A 21,716-nucleotide genomic window follows, 5' to 3' on the forward strand; every position below is an offset into this window, starting at 1 on the left:
CTACCGGATCCGCCACACCGCGCGGGCCGGATCCGCCAGATTGATCGAAACCAGATACGCGCCCTAGCGGCGTGGGAGGAGCGCGATCGACGCCACCGGGATCGCAGCCAGCACCAGCCACGGCACGGCCGCAGGCAACCCGGTGTCCATGAGCGAACCGGTACCCGCGCTGCCGACCAGCACGATCAGCCCGGAGACGGACGACATCGCCCCGGTGTACAACCCGAGCCGCCCCGCCACGGCAAGATCCGGCACCCACGCCCGCGCGGCCGGTGCCACGAGCATCTGTCCCAGCGTCAGCAGCACCACGAACCCGGCAGCGGGCAACAACCCCGCGTTCCCCGTCCACCCGGCCGGCCGCATTACCGCCACCACCCCGAACCCGGCGGCGATCAGAAGCAGCCCCGCCGTCATGGACCGCCGAAGGTCGAGCCGCTCGGCCGCCCACCGCGTCACCGGCAACTGCGCGGTCACGACCAGCAGCGAGGACAGCCCGAACAGCCACGCGAGCGCCGCCTGCGAGCCCGTGGCACGCTCCACCTCGTCGGGAAGGAGGAGGTACAGCTGGTTGTAGGCCAGCAGATACGCGCCGTACGCGCAGCACAGCGCCAGGAACCGCCGGTTGCGCAACAGCCCGCCCAGCCCACCCTTCACCTCGACCCGCTCCCGGCCGGGGATGTGCTGCGGCAGAAGCCAGAAGTGTCCGGCGAGAACCAGAACAAAAACCCCGGCACCGGCGAGGCACACCACGCGGTAGTCCACGGCCAGCAGCAGCGCACCGATGAGCGGTCCGACGAACGCCCCGGCCTGCCCCGCCACCGTGAACAGCGCGAGGACGCCCGTACGAGGACCGCCGCCCGCCTCCTCCCAGACCACCGCCTGCCGGGCGACCTCGGACTCCACGGCCGGCGAGAACAGCGCGGCGGCGAATCCGATCAGCAGGACGGACCCGATGACCGACCAGTCCGCCTGCGCGTATCCCAGCCACGCGAACCCGGCGATCCGCAGCACACAGCCCGCGAGGACGACGGGCCGTACGCCATAACGGTCGGCCAGCGCACCGCCCACCACGAACAGCCCCTGCTGGCTGAAGGTCCTCAGCCCCAGCACGAAGCCGACCATCCAGCCGGCCATACCGATCGCCGTACCGAGGTGCTCGGCGAGGAACGGCAACACCGCGAAGAAGCCGATGCTGAAGGCGAGCTGGGTGAGGATCAGCAACCGAAGGAGGCGGTTGAGCTGCGCCCAGATGTGCCGCCGGGACGGCCGGGCCGGCTCACCCAGCGTCTTCTCGGTCTCTGTCTGCTGGGTCATGCGGTCTCTCCGACGGTGGGGGCTACGGCGGGCTGCGGCTTCCGTACGACCCTGGTGAACGGGCACGGCCACCGCACCCCGCCCGCCGCCGTGACCGCGAGCGCGCCCAGGAGGGCGAGTGCGGCGGCGGGGGCGAGGACGGACCAGGGGGCGCGTTCGGCGTACGGCTGGTTCTCGGCGAGGAGCAGGCCCCACTCGGGGTCGGGCGGCTGGGCGCCGAGGCCGAGGAAGCCGAGGGAGGTGAGGGCGAGGGCCACGCCGGGCAGCCGGAGGAGGGCGTGGCGGGCGACGGGGGGCAGTACGGCGGGGAGGAGTTCGCGGCGGAGCAGATACGGCTCGCCCGCGCCGAGCCCCTTCGTGGCCGTGATGTGCGTGGTCGCCCGCTCCTGTTCGAGCAGGGCCGTGGTGTGCGCGGCGAGCGGTACCCAGGCGACGGCGGCCACGGCGAGCGCGGGTGTCGCCGCTCCGCTGCCCGCGATCCCGGCGACGAGCAGGCCCGCGAGGACCGCCGGTACGGCGTTGACGGTGTCGACGAGGGGGGCGGACAGCCGTGGCAGCAGCCCGAGCAGGGCGCCCGCGAGCAGGGCGCCCGCGCTGATCGCGACGGCGAGGGAGAGTGTGGTGAACGCGCCGTGGCCGATGCGGGCGAGGAGGTCGCGGCCGAGGGCGTCGGTGCCCAACGGGTGGGACCAGGAAGGGGGTTGGAGCCGGGAGCCGGTGTCCAGGGCGAGCGGATCGCGGGTCAGGCCGAGCGCGATGACCGCCAGCAGGACGGTGCCGTAGAGCAGAGGGGTGCGGCGTGGCGCCGGCGGCCTGGGGCGGTGCAGGGAGTGCAGGGCACCGTCGCGCAGGGCCGGGCCGATGAGGAGGCGGGCGGTGAGGCGGGCGAGGGCTCCGGCGAGCGCGGCCAGCAGGACCAGGGCGAAGGCGCCGGCCTGGAGGACGGGGAGGTCCTGGGCGACGGCGGCCTGGAGGGTGGTGCGGCCGAGGCCGGGTATGTCGAAGATCTGCTCGACGGTGACGGCGCCGCCGGTGAGGCCGACGACGAACAGGCCGATGTTCGGGAGCAGTCCGGGTATGCAACGGCGCACGGCCTGGCGGGCTGTGGCCCGCCCGGGTATGCCGCGTGCGGCGGCGGCCAGTGCCCAGGGTTCGGCGAAGGCGCCGGGCAGCAGGTCGTCGAGCATCCGGCCGAGCAGCGCGCCGGCGGGCAGGCCGAGGGCGAGGGCGGGCAGCACCGTCCACCGCGGCCCGTACCAGCCGAGCGCGGGCAGCCAGCCGAGGTGCACGCCGACCACGACGGCGAGTACGGAGGCGGTAAGGAACTCCGGCAGCGCGGCCAGCATCGCCGCCGCGCTGCCGCCGCCGCGGCGCTCGTCGAGGCGGCGGCGCGCGCCCAGCCACAGGGTGCGGGCGCACACCGCCGTGGCCGTCAGCGCGGCGACGACGAGCGCGGCCGCCATCAGCAGCAGGGAGACTCCGACGGCCTGGACGACGGCGGGGGTGACCTCCGCACCGGAGATCCACGAACGGCCCGCGTCACCGCGCGCCAGCCCGCCGAACCACTCCCCCAGCAGCTTCAACGGGCCCGCGTCCAGGCCGAGTTCGGCGCGTATCGCGGCCAGTACCTCGGGCGTCGGGTCGCGTTCGGCCGAGCGCGCCTTGAGGACGGTGAGCGCCGGGTCGGTGCGCGACAGCCACGGCAGCAGGCCGATGCCGCACAGGAGGGTGGCGGCGAGCAGAGCGCGCCAGAGTAGCCGACTCAGCGTCGCGTCCCCGTTCCGATGAGAGCACGCTCGTACGGGTCGAGGATCACGCCCTTCACGGAGGTGCCGACGCCGGTGATGATCCGCTGGTGGACGAGGGGGACGGTCGCGTCGGTGCCGAGGACGGCCGCCTCGGCGTTCATGGCCGTCTGCTGCCGCTCGGCGGTGTCGGACTCCTTCTCGGCGTCGGCGACGGCCTGGTCGACCTCCTTGTCGCACAGCAGCGCGAGGTTGTAGCTGCCGTCGCAGGTGAAGTCGCTGGCGAGGACGGAGACGGGGTCGCCGGTGTCGAGCAGGGAGTTGCGGGCGCCGACGAAGGCGTCGAACTTCCCGGCGAGGGCGTCGCTCTCCAGCCGCGAGTACTCCCGCACTTCCAGCCTCACCTTGAACCCGGCCTTCTGGAGCTGCTGTTGCAGCACCTGGGCGACCTCGGGCAGCTCGGGCCGGTTGTCGTAGGTGGCGATGGTCACCGAGGTGCCGTCGGCGTCGGCGGCCTTGGCGCGCCCGGTCGGCTCGACACGTTTGCCCGCGGCCCAGGTGACGGCGGGCCCGAAGATGCCGACGCCGGGGTCGGCGTATCCCTCGTACACGTCCTTGGCGAACACGGAGGTGTCGACGGCCTCGCGGGCGGCGGCCCGGAGTCTCGGGTCCTTGAAGGCGCCGCTCTTGGTGTTGAGGAGGAGGCTGGTGGTGCGGGTGGTGGCCGTCTCGTGGCGGGTGCCCTTGTCGAGGGTGGACGCCTGGGAGACGGGTACGGCCTCGGCGACGTCGGCCTGGTCGGTGCGCAGGGCGTTGGTGCGTGCGGTGCCGTCGGCTATGAACCGGGCGTCGATGCCGGAGGCCTGGGCGCGGCCGCCCCAGTAGTCGTCGAAGCGGTCGAGGGTGGCCGCGGTGGTGCCGTTGACCTTGGTGAGCTCGAACGGTCCGGTGGCGGTGCCGACCGGAGTGGGGCGGTCCTTGCCGTAGGCCTTCTCGGACAGGATCGCGAGGCCGGGGCTGGAGAGCCGGAGCGGCAGCGCGGGGTCCGGGTCCTCGGTGGTGACGCGCACCTGGTTGTCGCCGCTCTTGTTCGCGGTGAGCGTGATGCCGGAGAGCGCGGCGGTGACGGGCTCGGCCTCGGTGGCGTGGGTGAGGGCGGCGGCGACCGCGTCCGGGGTGACGTCGGTGCCGTCCTGGAAGGTGGCCTCGCGCAAGGTGAAAAGCCAGTTCCGATCGTTTTCACGGGTCCAGGACTCGGCGAGCGCGGGAGCCGCTGCGCCGTTGGCGTCGAGCTTGGTGAGCCCCTCGGTGACGCCGAGCCGGCTGAGGAGGGTGGCGTCGGCGCCGTACGGGGAGAAGTTCTCGGCGGGCGGGAAGGCGAGGGCGACGCGCAGCCGGGAGCCGTCGGCAAAGTCGCCGCCGGAGCTGTCACCGCCCGAGGCGAAGCAGCCGGTCAGCGTGGGGGCGAGGAGCAGGCCGGCGACAACGCGACGGCGGCGGGGAGAGCGCATGGTCCTTGGTTCTCTGTGGGGGGAGGTGGGGTGGGGAATGGAGCGGGGCGTCGGGCGACTACATGACAACCGCGGGCGAAGAGGTCACGGGCACGGGTATCTCGAAGTGCACGACCCGCTGCCCGCTCTCCTCGCGTTCGTCGCACACCGCCACTCCCTGCGAGCGCCAGAAGTCCTCCGCGCCGGGCACCGCCGGGTCCGTGTGCAGATAGACGGAGCGGTAACCGCCGTCGGCCGCCACGAAGCCCAGCAGCGCGGCGACCATCCGCCGGGCGAGCCCGCGCCGCCGGTGCTCGGAGCGTACATAGACGCGCCGCAACTGGGCGGTCTCAACGGACGGGTAACGCTCGGCGAGCCAGCGGGGGTTGGGCGGATGGGCGGGGCCGCGGGAGTCCAGCGCACCGGTGGCCACGACCTCGTCCCGCTCGTCGACCGCCACCAGGAGCGCATGCCGGACGGGAGTGACGTACGCGTGGCGGAGGTCGATGATGTCCCCGTGCCAACGCGGCACGTAACCTGTGCCGAAGTCCCGGTAGACGGTGTCGAGCATCACCGCACGGGCACTGTCGAGGTCGTCGGGTCCTGCCACCCTGATGCTGTAGTCCTGCACCTGCACATCATATGCAATAAGTGCTGATCGCCATGATCGGGGGTTCGATTCGTCACCCGTTCACCACCCGGTCCCGGGTGGTGAACGGGCGCGCCCCGACGGCCGGTACACGCCTGTGTGCCACCGGCCGCCGTTCGGAACACGCGTGGTCAAGCGGGTTCCGGGTACTCCCGGTTCATGCGAATGAGCGTGCTGGATGTGGGATCGAACACGGTACGACTCGTGGTGGCGGACGCGGAGGGCGGCGTACCGCTGCCGGTGCACACCGCCAAGTGGCGGTTGCGATTGTCCGAGCAGGTGCCGCCCGGCGGGGATGTTCCGGGCGAGGCCGTACGGAGACTGTCCGAGGCCGTCACGGCGGCGGCGGGCACGGCCGAGCGATGGGGGGCTTCGACGCCGCTGGCGTTCGCGACGGCCGTGGTGCGCTCCGCGCCGAACTGCCGGGAGGTGCTGCGCACCGTGCGCGCCGACACCGGCGTCCGCCTGTGCACGCTGCCCGGTGAGGTGGAGGCGGAGCTCACCTTCCTCGGGGCGCGGCGGTGGATGGGCTGGCGGTCGGGGCCGCTCGCGCTGCTCGACATCGGGGGCGGTTCGCTGGAAGTGGCCTTCGGCCGGGGGCGGTTGCCGGACTTCGTGGCGTCGCTGCCGCTGGGCGCGGGCCGGCTCACCCACGAGTTCTTCCACGGCGAGGGCCCTCCGCCGCCGGAGAGCGTCAAGGCGCTGCGGCGCAAGGTCCGCCATCAACTCCGGGACGTGGCCGCGCGCATCCGCTGGGAGGGGCCGCGCACCGCCGTGGCCACGTCGCGCACGTTCCAGCAGCTGGCCAGGTTGTGCGGATCCGCGCCGGGCCGCCACGGCCCGTTCGTGGAACGGGAGTTGCGCCGGTCGGACCTGCGCCACGCGGCCGAGCGGCTCGCCACGACCCCGGCTGCCGAGCGTTCCGCGCTCCCGGGTATCTCCGCGCCCCGTGCGGCGCAGAGTCTGGCCGGAGCACTGGTCGGCCACACCACCATGAAGCTGACCGGCCTCAAGACGGTGACCATCTGCCCCTGGGCGATCCGCGAGGGTGTGCTGTTACGGCACATCGAGGACGGCCCGTCCTGGTGGGCGGAGATCACCCGGGACGACGGCCCGGCCGCGATCCCGTCCCCGGTCCCGGCGGCCACGGCCACGTCGGCGAGTTCGGCGGGCACGGTACCGCTCCGCATCGCCACACCGGCCCGCTGAAGTCAATGACAATGACGGGAATTCACCTTTTCGAGTGCTGTAGATCTTGCGAGCGGTGACACCGGGATGGCCCCGACAGTGTCGGGGTAGCTACCGAGTCCGAACGCGCCCTGCCCCTCACCAGGTGGAGCCGCCATGTTTCCGGAAGCCCATGACCGTGCCGCGGGTCCGCACGAGGGTGCGGCTTCCGCCGGAGCCGGGCTCGCGGCGGCGAACCCGTACGCCCGCAGCCGCCTGGTCGGCCCCTTCACCGTGGTCGAGGTGTCTGGCGAGATCGACATGGCGTCGGCGGGCTTCGTGGCCGAGCATCTGACGGCCGCCACCACCGGGCATGACCGGCCGGACGTGCTCGTCGATCTGCGCCGGGTGGCCTTCTTCGACTGCTCGGGCCTGCGCGTGCTGTGCCGCGCCGAGGCCCTCGCCCGGCAGCGCGGCGGTCGGCTGCGGCTCGTCTCCGACCAGCCCCGCATCCACCGACTGCTGCGTGCCGCACGACTGTTGGGCCGTTTCCCGCCGCTCCCGGGACTTCCTGGGCTTCCTGGACTTCATGGGTTTCCGCCCACGCCTCCTCCCCCGCAACCGCCAAGTCTCAACTAGCAGTTCAATGAAACGATTGAAGGGCTTGCGGAATCCGAGCCCTACAGAAGTGGAGACGCGCGAAGTGAAGTTCCTTCTCGAAGTCGACCTGGACAGCCCGGACTGGGACGAGGGCACCACAGTCCAGGAATTGGAACGCATCCTGCGGTATTGGGGCGGCAACCTCCGGCACTGCGAGATCAAACCGGGGGACGGGCAGCCGCTGTACGACTCCGGCCACCAGCAGGTCGGGCGCTGGACCGTCACGTCCGAGTGACCGTCTGACCCTCACCTCCGCATGATGCCGGGGGCCGGCCGCAGCCCCACTCTGCCTGGCCGGCCCCCGGACGGGGATCACGTGGCACACCGCGACAGGGCTCGCACTCCCCAGTCACGGGCCCTCGCTCATCACTCGCGGGTCCGCGCGACCCCGGTCTCGAAACCCTTCGTCAGAAGGCTCAGAAGGCTCAGAAGGCGAAGAGGACCGTCGCGGCGGAGTCCTTCACACACTCGTTGGCGAAGGTGCGCTCGTACGCGACGCGCTTGCCCTGCCAGACGCCCTCGACGGTGACGACCACCGGGTCGTACTGCTTGCTGCACATCGCCCCGACTCTGCCGGTCAGGGCGTCGAAGTCACCGCCGTTCACCCGGAGTTCGGCGCAGGCGTCGGCGGCGGCCGGGTGCGTGCCGGACGGCTTCGGCGCACAGGTCAGGGTGACCGCGCGCTCGGGGGTGACGGCAGCGGCCCGCTCGCCGTGGCCCGTGGTCAGGACCAGGGCTGAGGGGGCGTAGAGCCCGGCCTCGCCGGGCTCGGGGGCGGCGAGCGCGGAGCCCGCGAAGGGGCCGCAGACGGCGGTGGCCGTCAGGGTGAGAGTCGCTGCCCATCGCGCGGTATTCGGCATTGTGTGCATCCTTCCGCTCTGCTGGAGTACCGGACGCCCCGCCACAGTGGTCTTGTGGACGAAGCGTGTCCGTTCGGTGCCGGATCGGCGAGCGCGAGTCTGCCGGGTACGACGCGGGAACACACATCCGACCCACAGGTTTCAGTAACTTTGAGTATTGAATCAGTGGCGTGAAGTCACGGAACCCGAACACACGAGGCCCGAATCTGCGCGGTTCTTGATCGCCTGACGACCACGGATGGCCGAATCCCCATGGCTGAGCAATCGGCCTGAAACATTCCGCTTCAGCTTCGCCCGGCCGGCCTGTCAGTGCCCGGGGATACGGTGCGGGCATGACTCACTTCGTATTGGTGGCAGGGGCCCGGCTGGGTGCGTGGGCGTGGGACGAGGTGGCCGCCGAGCTGCGGGAGTTCGGTCACGACGTACATCCGCTCACGCTGTCCGGGCTCGCCGAGAAGCAGGGCGTCCCGGCCGGGCAGCAGACACACGTCCAGGACATCGTCGAGGAGGTGGAGCGCCGTGATCTACGGGACGTCGTCCTGGTCGGGCACAGTTACTCGGGCATCCCCGTGGGCCAGGCCGCCGAGCGGATGGGCGATCGGCTCAGACGCATGGTGTTCGTCGATTCGAGCGTCCCGGTCGACGGGGAGAACTTCCTGTCCGGCTGGCCGAGCGACCACGTGGTGCGGTCCATCGCCGAGAACGGCGGGTTCTGGCCGATCGTCGACGCACCCCACTACGCGGGCCACGGTCTCACCGACGAACAGATCGCCCGCATCGTCGCCGGATCGACGGCCCACCCGGGTGCCACGCTCACCGAACCCGCCGTCCTCGCACGCCCCATGGGCGAGCTTCCGGCCACGTACGTCCAGTGTCTGCTGGACGGCGACGAGGTCATGCCCGTCGTGGTCGAAGCCGTGAAGAGCGGCCGTTGGCGGCTGGTCTCCATGGACACGGGGCACTGGCCGATGTTCTCGCAACCGCGCGAACTGGCCGGGATCCTGCACGAATCGATCGCCGAAAGCTGAGCCTCGGCGCCTCCGGCGAGTGCGGCACGCTGGACGGGACCGTCCGCACTCGCCAGGATCGTCGGCGACGCGAGCATTCCCGACGCGACGCGTTTCTCGACGGCGAGGGGTGGTACGGACGGATGGCCAAGCACTGGGCGGACTTCCAGTACGAGATCTACCTGGGCGGAACGGCCGGGGCCGTGCCCCGGCTGCCCACCTACCTGACCCGGCTGGAGGAGCTGGCCGAGCACCGGCTCGGTGCCGGTCCGGTCGGTTATGTGGCGGGCGGCGCGGGCGATGGCGGCACCGCCCGCGCCAACCGGGCCGCCCTGGAGCGCCACCGGATCGTGCCCCGGCTGCTGCGGGACGTCACCGAACGCGACCTGTCCGTCGAGGTGTTGGGCCGCGCCCTGCCCGCGCCGCTGGCCCTCGCTCCGGTCGGCGTCCTGTCGATCGTGCACCCGGACGCGGAGCCCGCGGCCGCCCGTGCCGCCGCCGCGCAGGGCGTGCCGTACATCCTGTCCTCGGCGTCCAGCACGCCCATGGAGCAGGTCGCGGAGGTGATGGGCGACGCGGAACGCTGGTTCCAGCTGTACTGGGCCAAGGACCGCGAGGTCACCCGGAGCTTCCTGAACCGGGCCAGGACCGCCGGGTACACGGTGCTCGTCGTCACCCTCGACACGCCGATGCTCGGCTGGCGGCCCCGCGACCTGGAGCGGGCGTATCTGCCGTTCCTGCACGGTGTGGGCACCGCCAACTACTTCTCCGACCCGGCGTTCCAGGCGGGCCTCGCCAAGCCGGTCCACGAGGATCCCGACGCGGCCGTCATGCACTTCGCGGGCATGTTCGGGGACCCCGGGAAGACATGGCCCGACCTGGCGTTCCTGCGTGAGCAGTGGGACGGGCCGATCGTCCTCAAGGGTGTGCTGCACCCCGACGACGCCCGTCTCGCCGCCGACGCCGGGATGGACGGGGTGGTGGTGTCCAACCACGGCGGCCGTCAGGTGGCCGGCTGTGTGGCCGCCGCCGATGCGCTGCCGCGCGTCGCCGAGGCGGTCGGCGAACGGCTGACCGTCCTCTTCGACAGCGGCGTCCGGACCGGCGACGACGTCTTCAAGGCCCTCGCACTCGGCGCCCGGGCCGTACTTCTCGGCCGCCCCTACGTGTACGGCCTCGCCCTCGACGGCCAGGCGGGCGTGGAGCACGTGATCCGTTGCCTGCTGGCCGAGTTGGACCTCACCCTCGCCCTGTCCGGGCACCGCGGCCCCGGCACGATCGGTCCCGACAGCCTCGACGGCGGAGCGGCGTGAGGCCCCGCCCGGCCTCACCCACCGTCCTACAGGTCGATCTCCGAAAGAACGTCGGCGAGTTGGAGCGTCACCAGCGGCACGAGGGAGTCCGCCCCGGATGCTGAACCGGACTCGGACTCCGCGCCACTGTCGGCAGCGTCGCCGATCGACATGATCGAGCCGTCCTGCTCCGCCTCCGACGAGACGTCCGACTCAGAGCCGTCCGAGCCGTCCGAATCATCTGGTCCGCCCGAGTCATCCGAGTCGCCCGTTTCTCTCGCCGTCGGCGCGGGCGGGGCCTCGCCCGCGCCCGGCTCCTCAGTAACCCGCTCCGTCTCGGTGCCGGGGGCCCCGGAGCCGGAGACGGACAGCGACTCGGGGCTGGCGGCCACGCCGTCGGTGAGCCAGCGCTGTGCGTCGGAGTTGTCCTGGCCCTTCACCACGACATCGGCCTCGGTGTCCGTCTCGGTGGGCGCGACGGCGAGCCCCTCGCTCCACCGGGGCAGCAACTCGCCCCGGACGGTGAAGTCGTAGCGCACGTCGTCACCGCGCTTGGAGTCCTCGTCGGCGCAGGTGCCGAGGACGACGACACCGGCGTCGACCTGGGAGTCCAGGCACAGTTCGGGGTTGGCGACACTGCGCAACAGGCCGTCCTCCTCGTACGACCACTTCTGGGTCCAGTCGGAGGAGCACACCGCCAGTTCGGTCGAGGCGCCCTTCTCGGCCTCGCCGCCCTGGATGTCGAGGCACAGGTCCGCGGCCTGGTTGCGCAGCCGGGTCTGCTGGGGCGCCGTGGGCCGTCCGGCCATGGCGGGTGGTGTCGGCGAGGCGGTGGAGGTGTTGTCGCCGCCGGTGTCGGGCGCGCTGGAGACACCGCCGCTCGCGCTGGTGGAGGCGGCGGGGTCGGCACCGCTGCCGTCGTCCGAGAGCAGGGCGGCACCGAGGACGGCGGCGAGCAGGGCGCCGGAGCTGACGCCGACCGTGAGCAGCGCCCTGGGGTTGCGTGCTCCGGACATGATCCGGCGGCGCTGGGCGGGAATCTGGGAGAGCAGACGGTGGCGGCCACCGCCTCCCGGACGTCTTGAGCTGCCCTTGTACGGCATGCGGCCGGGCCGGGAGTCGAGATAGCGCCGGGCGCCCCAGCCGAGCACGGCCTCGGCGATGACGCCGCCCAGTCCGCCCTCGAAATGGCTGAGTTGCTCGGCGGCGTAACGGCAGTAACGGCACTCCAGCAGATGCTGCTGGACATCGGGCAGCAGGGCACCGCCCCGGCGAATCGGCACGTCGAGGAGCCGGTTGTAGAAGCGGCAATCCTTGGAGGGTGCGAGTTCGCGATGGGCGCGGACGCAGCCCTCACGGAATTTTTCGCGCGCCTGTTCCAGGGTGGCCGCCGCGCTGTCGGCGTCCAGACCCAGCAGACCAGTGGGTATGGTTATCGCTTCGGCGTCGACCTCGGTGTGCCAGAGCAGGCACTGGGCGACGGCCGGGAGCGCCTGGAAAGAACGCTCGATGAGCTTGCGATTTTCCGGCGTCATGGACTTCGCCGCCCGCATACCGCGACCCCCGGCGGGTTTCTTCAAGTCGGGCAGCACACCGGATATACGGTCCTCCGCGGACCAGTCCTTGACGGTGTCCCGTGCGGCCACGAGCAGCCGGGGCCGCAGGGCGACACCCGATTCGCCCCGCATCAGCCCGTCCATCACCCGGTGGAACGCGGTGGCGGTGACCATCGAGGCGACGCCCGACGCGGAGGCGAGGCAGATGACCGCGTAGTCGTACGCCGGCTGCCAGTGCCGTGCCATCAACAGGGCGACGGGGTCGCCGCTTCCGCCTTCCGGCCAGCCTCTCAGCCGGGCGGCGAGAGTCTCGTCCGACTCCCCGGGAATCGGTCCGGGAGCGGGAGCGTAGGTCGGGCGGGGAGGATGGGGGGTGTGCACAGAGCGGGTTTCCTTCCAAGGCACAAGATGGCACACGGAGTTTGACCGCCGAAAAGGGCCCTGGATTGGTGCGTACCTTTTTGACGGGCGCCGGGAAAGCGGCGGGGACTGAGCCGCACGATGACCATCGACCTTGAGCCTTTTGGGCCCTTCGGCGACCCGAAAGCCAACTGACCTTTCGAGCCGGGCCATTGCCCCTTGCGCAGGACGTTCACCCTTGCACAAGTTACTCATGGCTAACAAGGCACTTGGGTAACATCCGCATCATCATTAGCAGGTCAGGTGACCGGAATCCGACCCTCCGATTCGCCGGACGACGCCTTCCGGATCTTCAGGAATTCAAGATTTCAAGCACCCCGTGTGAACCGTGCGCACACCCCGGTGGCCCGCGCACGCTCCCGGCGCACAGGCGTTCGTTGTTCACTGAAAACGGCCGCTCAAAAGGCCCCGCGCGGAACGGCGGCTCTCCCGCGCGAAACGGGCCGCCGACCTTGTTCCTCCCGCCCTCGGTCGGCGGCCCCGGGGGCGGGTACCTCTCACACGGGCGGCGGCCCCGGACGCGCGGGCCCCTCAGATCTGCCAGGACCGCAGTCGGTCCGCCGCCCCGTAGACATCCGTCTTCCCGGAGATCAGGTCGCGCGCGAGGTCGACCAGGGCACCGTACGGCGGATCGATCCCGGCGCCGCTGACGAACATGTACGCGACGGCCGTCGCACACGCGAAGCGCGCGTTGGCCGCCGGCAGGGGCTTGAGCAGCGCCAGGGTGTGCAGCAGCGCGGCGGCCCGCCAGGCCGGGTCGGAGTCGACGCCGAGGCGGGGCGGGTCGACACGGTGCCGGGCCACGGCGGCGACCAGGGCGGAGAAGTCGTTGATCGTGGGCTGCTCGGGCAGGACCTCTTCGTGTCGCTGGAGCAGCCAGGGCACGTCGATATGGATGACGGGAGCCATCGGTCAGACGGCCCGTCCTTCCACCTTGGCGGCGGGCTCGTCGTCCGGGAAGGCGGCGGCGAACTCGTCGGCGTGCGCGGTGAAGAACTGCCGGAAGGCCTCGGCGCCCTCCTTCAGCGCCCGGTGCCGCACTATGTCGGCCGCGGCCGCCTCGCGCACGAGCGCCTTCATCGACGTACCGCGCTCCTTGGCTATCTGCCGCAGGTCCTCTAGCTCGCGGTCGCTGAACTCCACATTCAGAGCTGGCATGCCCCAACGGTACCGCGCGGGTACTTACCCGTAAATATTCGCAGCTCAAAGGCCACGCAAAGCGGTACCGAAAAGGTGCGGCCGACGCCCCCGAAGGCGTCGGCCGCACGGGAAAAGCGCTCAGGTGTTCAGGCGCTCAGATCCGGTCCGCCACGAACGCCGCCATCCGGGCCAGCGCCGCGTTCCAGTTGATCGTGTGCTCGTTCGTCGACCAGGACTGGATGTCGTCGATGTAGCAGAACTGGCCGACGCAGCCCTGGAGTTTGCTCTGTGCGTAGGGGTCCTGGATGCTGGAGTTCGGGCCTCCGGCGAGGGTGCCGGCGGGCGGGTTCGGCAGGTCGGGGTCGAGTTGGCGGGCGTACCAGCGGCTGTGCTGGTTGCGGGCGTCGACCTCGCCGTAGCCGGTGACGTAGGAGATGTTCAGGGCGTTGCGGCCGAAGAGGTAGTCCATGCTCTGCAGCGCGCCCTCGCGGTACTTGGACGCCCCGGTGATGTCGTACGCCGTGGCGATGACGACCGCGTTGTTGAGGATCTGGTGGTTGGAGCCCCAGTCGTAGAGGTTGCGGTCGGGCGCGTACGGCATGCCGTACGGGTGTGCCTTCAGGGTGGCCAGGTAGCGGTCGGCGCCCTTGATCACGGACTGGCGGACCTTGTCGCGCCCGGGCAGCTTGTTGGGCACGGTCGCGAGGTCGAGTCGGCCCGCGGCGGCCGTCCTGGACCAGTCGAAGCCGAGGGGGCCGAAGATGTCGGCGGTGTGCACCGGGGAGGCGAGGACGAAGTCGGCGAACTCCTTCGCGCCCGTCGTGAGATACAGCTGGGCGGCCGCCCAGTAGAACTCGTCGGTGACATTCGTGTCGGAGTAGGTGCCGCCGCCGATGCCGTCGCTCTCGGAGGCGTACCTCGCGGGGTGTTCGAGGGCCGCCGCCCAGGCCGTCCGCGCCGCGTCGAGGGTCTTCGCGGCGAAGGCGCGGTCGTACGGCCGGTACAGGCGGGCCGCCTGGGCCGCGGTGGCGGCCAGGTTGAGGGTGGCCGCGGTGCTCGGCGGGTGCAGTTCGCGCTTCTGCGGGTCGTCGGCGGGCATCAGGGGCAGGCCGGTCCACTGCTCGTCGTGGATCTTGTGGTGGGCCATGCCCGCGAGCGGCTGTCCGTCCGGAACCTGCATCCTCAGCAGGAACTCCAGCTCCCAGCGGACCTCGTCCAGCAGGTCGGGCACCTTGTTGCCGCTCTCGGGGATGTTCAGCGAACCGTCGCCGAGCTTCTCGAACTCCCCGGTACGGGCGTGCAGGGCGCGCTCGTAGGTGCTCAGCACCTCCCATGTGGAGATACCGCCGTTGACGACGTACTTGCCGTGGTCACCGGCGTCGTACCAGCCGCCGGTGACGTCGAGGGTGTAGTCGCAGACGCCGGGCTGGCAGGGCACGTTCCCGTCACCCCGGTTGGGTGCGACATCGACGTGGCCTGCGGCGCGGCCGTAGCCGGAACGCAGTGCGTCGCTGATCGGGGTGCCGCTGCGCTGCGTGTAGTAGTACTTCAGCGAGTCGAGGCGGAGCCGTTCGTAGGCGCCCGGGTCGATGTCGAACGGGCGGCTGGTCTGCCCGTCGGCGACCAGCGTGAGGCCGGTGCCCCGCGTGCGGTACGAACCGAAGTCGATCGAGTGGACGTTCTGCCCGGAGGAGGCGTCGACGCCGCGCGGCGTCGTCTGACCGTGCGCAACAACGGCACCGGAGCCGTTCTTCAGCTGCCAGGGCAGTTTCCCAGTGGCCTCGGTGACCAGGGTGGCGTTCTTCGGCCCGGCGGGCAGATAGGCGACCTGGTTGACGCGCACCCGGGGCCCGGTGTCGGGCTCGTAGACCTCCGGCGGCACCCCTCCCAGCAGCGACACATCGTCCATGCAGAAGGTGAACGGGGCGGCGTTGCCGCCGAGTTGGAAGCCGACCTGCCCCTGCGCGGTGTCGACAGGCGAGGTGAAGGTGTAGGAGTACGAGTCACCCGAGACGTTGAGCTGCGGGCTGACCTCGAAGTAGGTGTCGTACGGCGCCACCGACAGGCCGACGATCGCCCGGAGGATGTTGCCCTGGGGCACACCGGACGCGCTGAAGCTGAAGCGGTACGACTCGCCCTTGACGAGGGTGATGTCGTTCTGGCCGATCGCGGCGTCCCAGCGGTTGGCCGTGCCGCCGGGGATGTCTGCGCAGAGACGGCCGTCGGTCAGGACGCCGGTGACATTGCTGGTCGTCCACCAGGGCGCGGTGGTGCTGTCGAAGGTGCCGTTCTTGACCTGTTCGACCTCCTCGGCCTGGGCCGAGCCGGTGGGCAGCGCGGTGAGCGCGGCCGCGAGGAGGGCCGTAACAGCGAGCAGGGTGGTTCTGCGTCGTTTCACGTCTGGGCTCCTCGGGGAGGTGGGGGCGCACGCAGTGAGGATGGTGGCGTGTGACGTAACGGCGTGGGAGCGCTCCCAGATGCGGACGTTGGCCATGCTGTTAGAGACATGACAGTCCGTCAACGGTCCGGACGGGACTGATTTCCCGTCCGGACCGAAGCGGCGTCTCCACACACCGAAGCGACATCTCCACACGCGGTCAGACTGCGAGGACGTCCAACCTGCTGATCCGCACCGCGCCGCGCGCCTCGCCCGGATGGCGGCTCGTCATGGTGAGCCGGATCCGGGTGCCGTGTACCGGGGTGAACGTGATCGCCGTGGGGGTGCCGGAGGCCGTGGCCCAGTCGACCTTCACACCCTCGGCGGGGACGTACCGTTCGCCATCCCACACCTCGACCTCGACGGCCTCGGGAAGCGTGTGACCGGCGTCGACGGTGAAGGAGACCTCGACCCGGTCGACCGTGCCGGGCCGCCCCCAGTCGACCGACACCCAGTCCTCGGGCCGCGCCCCGCTGAACGCGGGCAACAGGGCCGTGGCGGCCTTGAGGAAGCCGTTGGACCAGCCGGTGGCGGGGTCGCCGTCGAGCATGGCGGCGGGGAGGGTGTCGGGGCGCCCCGAGTAACTGGCGTCCGGGAAGGGATGGGTGACCGCTTCCGGGTGGTCCGGCTCGAACTCGGCGGCCGGGGTGGTCGCCTGCGAGCGGGCCGGGGTGGCGCGGACGGTCGCCGTCCCGGCGCGCAGCCCTTCCACCCGTGCCGTCACCTTCACGGATCCGGGCTCGACCCCGGACCGTACGATCGCGAGGGCCTTGCCGCCGAAGGCCGTCCGGGTGCTCGCCTGGTAGCGCTCGGCGCTCTCCTCGCGGCCGTTGTCGAGCCCGGCGAGGGAGCCGCCGCGTACGTCGAAGGAGATCAGGTGCTCGGCGTCGGGCACCACCACGCCCCGGGCGTCGACGATCTCGGCAGTCACGAAGACCAGGGAACGACCGTCCGCAGCAACCGACTTGCGGTCGGCGGTCAGGCGCACGGCATGCGCCGCACCGGCGGTGCGCAGGACGTCGGTGGCGACGACCCTGCCGCCGCTTCGTGCCACCGCCTTCAACTCGCCCGGCGCGTACGGCACCTTCCAGGTGAGGTGGAGTTTGCCGGCGCTGCCGTTGGGGCTGGTGTAGCTGCCGGGGTAGGGGCCGTCGGTGAAGGTCTTGTCGTCGCCGGTCGCCTCGGTGGTCTCCAGGTAGGGCCGCCCGTCGACGGTCTTCTTCTCGTCGAACTTCCTTGTCCCGAGGGACTTTCCGTTGAGGAACAGTTCGACGGTGTCGACGTTGGCATACGCCCACACCTCGACCGTGTCGCCCTCCTCGTGGTTCCAGCTCATCGGCAGCAGATGGACCATGGGTTCACCGACCCACTGGCTCCGGAACAGGTAGTACATGTCCTTCGGGAAGCCGGCCGTGTCCACGGCGCCGAAGAAGGACGCCTTCACCGGGAAGACGTCGTACGGGGTGGGCTCGCCGATGTAGTCGATGCCCGACCACAAAAACTGCCCGGCGAACCACTTCCGGTCGCGGTCCTTCTTGTGGCCGTACTCGCCGCTCATGGTCCAGGAGGCGAGGTTGTTGTCGTACGAGGAGACGCCCCGCTTTCCCGGCGTGTAGTTCTCGCCGGTGTTGAGGCGCTCCGGCTCCTGGTAGACGCCCCGGGTGGAGGTCTCCGAGGACGACTCCGACTCGAAGAGGAACAGGTTGGGATAGCGCTCGTGCAGCGCGTCCACCGACTTGGCGGTGTTGTAGTTGAGGCCGAGGCCGTCGAGTTTGGCGAGGATCAGGTCGCCCGGGGTGCCGGGGGCGGGGACGCTGCGGTGGCGGTGGGAGCCGATGACGATCGGGCGGGTGTCGTCGGAGGCCTTGACAGCCGCGATCAGCCGGTCCGCCATGGCGAGGCCGGCGGTGGAGGTGAACTCGGAGACCTCGTTGCCGATCGACCACATCAGGACGGCGGGCGAGTTGCGGGCCGCCAGCACCATCTCGGTGATGTCCCGGTCGGCCCACTCGTCGAAGAAACGGCCGTAGTCGTAGCGGGTCTTGGGGCTCCTCCAGCAGTCGAAGGCCTCCACCATCATCACGATGCCCAGTTCCTCGCAGACCTCGATCATCTCCGGCGAGGGCGGATTGTGCGAGGTGCGGAAGGCGTTGACGCCCATCGACTTCATGATCGTCATCTGTCTGCGGATGGCGTCGGCGTGCACGGCGGCGCCGAGCGCGCCGAGGTCGTGGTGGAGGTCGACGCCCTTGATCTTGTGATAGGTGCCGTTGAGGTGGAAGCCCTCGTCCGGGTCGAAGCGGAAGGTGCGGATGCCGAAGGTGGTGCGGTAGGTGTCGGTCGTTCTGCCGCCGACGCGCAGTTCGGTCTTGAGGGTGTAGCGGCAGGGGTGCGCGAAGTCCCACAACTCCGGCTCGGGGACGGTCAGTTCGTGGGTCTCGGCCGCCGTGTCGGTGACGGCCACCGTGGACGACGTACGGGCGACGGTACGGCCTCGGGAATCGACGACACGCGAGACGACCTCGACGTCCGTGGCGCTGCCTGAGCCGTTCACAACGGAGGTCCGCACGCGGACGACGGCGCGCTCCTCGGTGATGTCCGGCGTGGTGACGTACGTGCCCCAGCGCGCCACGTGCACGGGCTCGGTGACGACGAGGCGGGCCTCGCGGTAGATGCCGCTGCCGGAGTACCAGCGGCTGCTGGGGAGCCGGTTCTGGACCTTGACGGCGAGGACGTTCTCGGTGGTGCCGTCGGTGTGCACCAGGTCGGTGAGGTCGAAGGCGAAGCCGGTGTAGCCGTAGGGGTGGCGGCCGACCTCCTTGCCGTTGCAGTGGACGTACGAGTCCATGTAGACGCCGTCGAACTCGACCGAGATCCGCTTCCCGGCAAGCGCGGGCGGCAGGGTGAAGGCGAGGCGGTACCAGCCGAGGCCGCCGGGGAAGAAGCCGGTGCCGCTGGTGGTGTTGTGTTGGGTGGTGGGGGCGAGTTCGATGCTCCAGTCGTGGGGGACGGCGACCTGGCGCCAGGCCGAGTCGTCGTAGCCGGGGTTCGCGGCGTCGGCGTACTCGCCGGTCGGGTCGGTGATCCCGCCCGGGTTGACGAGGGCGAAGCGCCAGCCGTCGCGGAGCAGAATGACGCGGCTGGCGGACGAGGGTCTCGCCGCGGACGCGGCGGTCGCGGTACCGGCCAGGGCTGCCGCCATCGGGGCGGAGGTGCCCGCGATGAGTAAGGACCTGCGGGTGACGGTCATGGTGGTCCCTTCGTCGAACGTTCGGGTGGACGTCGTTCCGGGAGCCGCGAAGCCAAGGGACTTCAAAACACCCCCTGCGCCCCACAAGCAATCACAATTGATCGTGACCAAACAGAATCTGCCGACGTGCCCCGAGAGACGTCAAGAGCCCCTCATGGCACTTGGCGAACATCGGGAGTGCGAACCCCGCGAGGATGCGGTTTCCAATCCGCTTTCCCGGCGGAGCACATAGGCTTGAATTCACCCGTAAGCCCGTTCGGACCGGCGGAATGGAACTCGCGACGATGAGGAGCCGCAAGGTAACGCACGGTGATGCTCCTGCGTATGCCCTGGACGGTGCCGCCACGGCGCGGGCGGTCATGGACGGCGACGGCACGGTCGCCGAGTGGAACGAGGGGGCGACACGGCTGCTGGGCTGGCCCGCCGAGGAGGTCGTCGGGCACCCGGCCAAGGAGTTGCTGGCCCCGGGGGCCTCTTTCATGCCGCCGCCGGCGGGCAGCCTCAGCTGGAGCGGCACGCTCGCGCTGCGTCACCGCGACGGCCGTACGGTGTCGGCGTGGCTGCTCGCCCATCACCGGGGGCCGAAGGACGGCGACGGCAGCGGCGGCTGGCTCATTCTTTGTCCGCTCGACGACCCCGGGCCGCTGGTGCGGGACGATCCGCTGGCGGCGGCGGTCATGGTCCAGTCGCCGTGCGCCATGGCGGTCTTCGACGACCGGCTCCGGCTGCGCGGGATCAACGACGTGATGGCGGACGCCGTGGGCATGCCGGAGGAGAACCTCCGGGGACTGCACATGTCGGAGGTCGTGGGCGGACGGCAGGGCGCGAAGCTGGAGCAGCACCTGCGCGAGGTGCTCACCCTGGGCCGGCGCAAGGACGTGCAGACCTTTCTGCGGGCCGCCGACGAGGACAGGGCACACGCCTGGTCCGCGGCGATCGCCCCGCTGTTCGACTCCGCCGGAGTGCCGATCGGGGTCTGTGTCACCGGGCACGACATCACCGAGCAGTACCTGGCCCGTCAGCGGCTGCAGTTGGTGAACGAGGCGAGCATCCGCATCGGCACCACCCTCGACGTCAAGCGCACCGCCCAGGAGTTGGCCGACGTCTGCGTGCCCGTCCTCGCCGACTTCGTCAGCGTCGATCTCATGCAGGCCCTCGACCACGGCGACGAACCGCACGTGGGCCCGCTCTCGGCACCGTTCACCCTGCGCCGTGCCGCCCACCAGTCGATCACGCCGGGGTGCCCCGAGGCCGTGGTCGAGGTGGGCCGGACCGATGTGTACGCGGTCGGCTCACCGCAGGCAGCCTCCTTGTCGGTCGGGCACACGATCGTGGCGACGGACCCGGCGAACACGTTCGCGGACTGGCTCGCCTGGGACGAACTGCGCAGTGCACGGGTCAAGGAGCTGGGCGTCCACACGACCATGTCGGTGCCGATACGGGCCCGGGGTACGACCCTGGGGGTGGCCGTCCTGACCCGTTTCAAACGCGTCGACCCGTTCACCTCGGACGACGAGCTGCTCGCCGAGGAGGTCACGGCCCGGGCCGCCGTCTGTATCGACAACGCCCGCCGCTACTCACGCGAACGCGAGACCGCCCTCGCCCTCCAGCGCAGCCTCCTCCCGCAGACCCTCCCCCACATGCCCGCCCTGGAGGCGGCCTCGCGCTACCTCCCGGCCGCGCAGGCCGGGGTGGGCGGCGACTGGTTCGACGTGATCCCGCTCTCCGGGATGCGGGTCGCCATGGTCGTCGGCGACGTCGTCGGGCACGGTGTCCAGGCCTCCGCGACCATGGGCCGCCTGCGCACCGCCGTCCGCACCCTCGCCGACGTCGACCTGGCCCCGGACGAGCTGCTGACCCACCTCGACGACCTCGTCGTACGCCTCTCGGCGGAGGCCGGCAGCGAGGGCGTGACCGGTGAGGTGGGCGCCACCTGCCTGTACGCCGTGTACGACCCGGTGACCCGCCGCTGCACCTTCGCCCGCGCCGGGCATCCGCCGCCGGTCGTGCTGGACCCTGACGGCCTGCCGATGGAGGTGCATGTGCCCTCGGGGCAGCCCCTGGGCCTGGGCGGCCTGCCGTTCGAGTCCGCCGAGCTCGAACTGGCCGAGGGCACCGTCATCGCCCTGTACACCGACGGGCTGATCGAGACCCGGCACCGGGACATCGACGCCGGTCAGGAGCTGCTGGCCAGGGCCCTGTCCGGCCGCAAGGGCCCACTGGACGACATCTGCCAGGAGGTCGTCCACTCCCTGCTGCCCGCGAACGGCGCCCCCGACGACGTGGCGCTGCTCCTCGCCCGTACCCAGGGGCTCAAGGCCGCGCAGGTGGCGACCTGGGCGATCCCCGCCGACCCCGCGTTCGTCGCCCGCACCCGCCAGTACGTGCTCACGCAGATGGCGCTGTGGGGCATCAGCGAGGCCGCGTTCACGGCGGAGCTGGTGGTCAGCGAGCTGGTCACCAACGCCATCCGGCACGGCGCCCCACCGATCCAGCTGCGGCTGATCCACGACGACACCACGCTGATCTGCGAGGTCTCGGACGGCAGCGGCACCGCCCCGCATCTGCGCCGGGCCAAGACCTTCGACGAGGGCGGGCGCGGACTGCTGCTGGTGGCCCAGCTGACCCAGCGGTGGGGCAGCAGGCACACCGAGGACGGCAAGACGATCTGGGCGGAGCTGACGCTGTCGGAGGAGTGAGGAGTGAAGGGGCCACGGGGGTGGGGCCCT

Annotated in this window: 16 protein-coding genes; 6 read left to right on the forward strand and 10 right to left on the reverse strand. The window is 71.0% G+C overall.

The window, feature by feature from the left end; translation table 11 throughout:
- Positions 1-63 precede the first annotated feature (63 nt).
- From F3T56_RS41735 to F3T56_RS41750, 4 genes are all read right to left on the reverse strand, one after another.
- Complete coding sequence (locus F3T56_RS41735) at positions 64-1,314, reverse strand: MDR family MFS transporter (RefSeq protein WP_149830710.1); 1,251 nt, start codon at positions 1,312-1,314, stop codon at positions 64-66.
- Complete coding sequence (locus tag F3T56_RS41740; protein ID WP_149830732.1) at positions 1,311-2,777, reverse strand: ABC transporter permease subunit; 1,467 nt, start codon at positions 2,775-2,777, stop codon at positions 1,311-1,313. Before F3T56_RS41740 ends, F3T56_RS41735 begins: the two co-directional genes overlap by 4 nt.
- A 299-nt stretch (positions 2,778-3,076) precedes the next feature.
- On the reverse strand, positions 3,077-4,570 hold the full coding sequence (locus F3T56_RS41745) for an ABC transporter substrate-binding protein (protein WP_149830711.1): 1,494 nt from the start codon (positions 4,568-4,570) through the stop codon (positions 3,077-3,079).
- A gap of 58 nt (positions 4,571-4,628) precedes the next feature.
- A complete protein-coding gene (locus F3T56_RS41750) occupies positions 4,629-5,180 on the reverse strand; it encodes a GNAT family N-acetyltransferase (protein WP_149830712.1) in 552 nt (183 codons plus the stop codon).
- A gap of 177 nt (positions 5,181-5,357) precedes the next feature.
- Between F3T56_RS41750 and F3T56_RS41755 the strand changes: the two genes are divergently transcribed.
- From F3T56_RS41755 to F3T56_RS41765, 3 genes are all read left to right on the forward strand, one after another.
- Positions 5,358-6,407: a Ppx/GppA family phosphatase gene (locus F3T56_RS41755; protein WP_149830713.1), complete on the forward strand. Its 1,050-nt coding sequence runs from the start codon at positions 5,358-5,360 to the stop codon at positions 6,405-6,407.
- 135 nt (positions 6,408-6,542) lie between these two features.
- On the forward strand, positions 6,543-7,004 hold the full coding sequence (locus F3T56_RS41760) for an STAS domain-containing protein (RefSeq protein WP_149830714.1): 462 nt from the start codon (positions 6,543-6,545) through the stop codon (positions 7,002-7,004).
- 64 nt (positions 7,005-7,068) lie between these two features.
- Positions 7,069-7,260 carry a hypothetical protein gene (locus F3T56_RS41765; protein WP_149830715.1) on the forward strand — a complete coding sequence of 64 codons (192 nt, stop codon included), beginning with the start codon at positions 7,069-7,071 and terminating at the stop codon, positions 7,258-7,260.
- Between the two features lie 190 nt (positions 7,261-7,450).
- Here F3T56_RS41765 and F3T56_RS41770 read toward each other — a convergent pair whose 3' ends face one another.
- Positions 7,451-7,885, reverse strand: a complete 435-nt coding sequence (locus tag F3T56_RS41770) for a protease inhibitor (protein WP_172639403.1) — start codon at positions 7,883-7,885, stop codon at positions 7,451-7,453.
- A gap of 332 nt (positions 7,886-8,217) precedes the next feature.
- Between F3T56_RS41770 and F3T56_RS41775 the strand changes: the two genes are divergently transcribed.
- Together F3T56_RS41775 and F3T56_RS41780 are read left to right on the forward strand one after the other, a co-directional pair.
- A complete protein-coding gene (locus F3T56_RS41775; RefSeq protein ID WP_149830717.1) occupies positions 8,218-8,913 on the forward strand; it encodes an alpha/beta fold hydrolase in 696 nt (231 codons plus the stop codon).
- Positions 8,914-9,035: 122 nt separating this feature from the next.
- A complete protein-coding gene (locus F3T56_RS41780) occupies positions 9,036-10,205 on the forward strand; it encodes an alpha-hydroxy-acid oxidizing protein (protein ID WP_149830718.1) in 1,170 nt (389 codons plus the stop codon).
- Between the two features lie 26 nt (positions 10,206-10,231).
- Here F3T56_RS41780 and F3T56_RS41785 read toward each other — a convergent pair whose 3' ends face one another.
- From F3T56_RS41785 to F3T56_RS41805, 5 genes are all read right to left on the reverse strand, one after another.
- Positions 10,232-12,121, reverse strand: coding sequence for an RICIN domain-containing protein (locus F3T56_RS41785; RefSeq protein WP_149830719.1), 1,890 nt, complete (start codon positions 12,119-12,121; stop codon positions 10,232-10,234).
- Positions 12,122-12,691: 570 nt separating this feature from the next.
- Entirely contained in the window at positions 12,692-13,069 is a 378-nt protein-coding gene (locus tag F3T56_RS41790; RefSeq protein WP_149830720.1) for a toxin Doc, read from the reverse strand.
- 3 nt (positions 13,070-13,072) lie between these two features.
- Positions 13,073-13,318 carry a hypothetical protein gene (locus F3T56_RS41795; RefSeq protein WP_149830721.1) on the reverse strand — a complete coding sequence of 82 codons (246 nt, stop codon included), beginning with the start codon at positions 13,316-13,318 and terminating at the stop codon, positions 13,073-13,075.
- 136 nt (positions 13,319-13,454) lie between these two features.
- Positions 13,455-15,698: a glycoside hydrolase family 9 protein gene (locus F3T56_RS41800; protein ID WP_149830722.1), complete on the reverse strand. Its 2,244-nt coding sequence runs from the start codon at positions 15,696-15,698 to the stop codon at positions 13,455-13,457.
- A 199-nt stretch (positions 15,699-15,897) separates the two neighbouring features.
- Positions 15,898-18,987, reverse strand: coding sequence for a glycoside hydrolase family 2 TIM barrel-domain containing protein (locus tag F3T56_RS41805; RefSeq protein ID WP_149830723.1), 3,090 nt, complete (start codon positions 18,985-18,987; stop codon positions 15,898-15,900).
- 284 nt (positions 18,988-19,271) lie between these two features.
- On the opposite strand from F3T56_RS41805, the gene F3T56_RS41810 reads away from it, so the two are divergent.
- Entirely contained in the window at positions 19,272-21,686 is a 2,415-nt protein-coding gene (locus tag F3T56_RS41810) for a SpoIIE family protein phosphatase (RefSeq protein WP_149830724.1), read from the forward strand.
- Positions 21,687-21,716: the final 30 nt, after the last annotated feature.

Origin of the sequence: Streptomyces tailanensis, from assembly GCF_008386495.1 — a bacterium.
In the GTDB taxonomy this organism is placed as follows: domain Bacteria; phylum Actinomycetota; class Actinomycetes; order Streptomycetales; family Streptomycetaceae; genus Streptomyces; species Streptomyces tailanensis.

Excerpts from the sequence above, each read along its gene's own strand:
- F3T56_RS41810 (WP_149830724.1), top strand. The coding sequence starts at position 19,272 with ATGAGGAGCCGCAAGGTAACGCACGGTGATGCTCCTGCGTATGCCCTG.
- F3T56_RS41760 (WP_149830714.1), top strand. The coding sequence starts at position 6,543 with ATGTTTCCGGAAGCCCATGACCGTGCCGCGGGTCCGCACGAGGGTGCG.
- F3T56_RS41755 (WP_149830713.1), top strand. The coding sequence starts at position 5,358 with ATGCGAATGAGCGTGCTGGATGTGGGATCGAACACGGTACGACTCGTG.
- F3T56_RS41795 (WP_149830721.1), bottom strand. The coding sequence starts at position 13,318 with ATGCCAGCTCTGAATGTGGAGTTCAGCGACCGCGAGCTAGAGGACCTG.
- F3T56_RS41775 (WP_149830717.1), top strand. The coding sequence starts at position 8,218 with ATGACTCACTTCGTATTGGTGGCAGGGGCCCGGCTGGGTGCGTGGGCG.
- F3T56_RS41790 (WP_149830720.1), bottom strand. The coding sequence starts at position 13,069 with ATGGCTCCCGTCATCCATATCGACGTGCCCTGGCTGCTCCAGCGACAC.
- F3T56_RS41780 (WP_149830718.1), top strand. The coding sequence starts at position 9,036 with ATGGCCAAGCACTGGGCGGACTTCCAGTACGAGATCTACCTGGGCGGA.
- F3T56_RS41735 (WP_149830710.1), bottom strand. The coding sequence starts at position 1,314 with ATGACCCAGCAGACAGAGACCGAGAAGACGCTGGGTGAGCCGGCCCGG.
- F3T56_RS41740 (WP_149830732.1), bottom strand. The coding sequence starts at position 2,777 with ATGGCGGCCGCGCTCGTCGTCGCCGCGCTGACGGCCACGGCGGTGTGC.
- F3T56_RS41745 (WP_149830711.1), bottom strand. The coding sequence starts at position 4,570 with ATGCGCTCTCCCCGCCGCCGTCGCGTTGTCGCCGGCCTGCTCCTCGCC.
- F3T56_RS41805 (WP_149830723.1), bottom strand. The coding sequence starts at position 18,987 with ATGACCGTCACCCGCAGGTCCTTACTCATCGCGGGCACCTCCGCCCCG.
- F3T56_RS41770 (WP_172639403.1), bottom strand. The coding sequence starts at position 7,885 with ATGCCGAATACCGCGCGATGGGCAGCGACTCTCACCCTGACGGCCACC.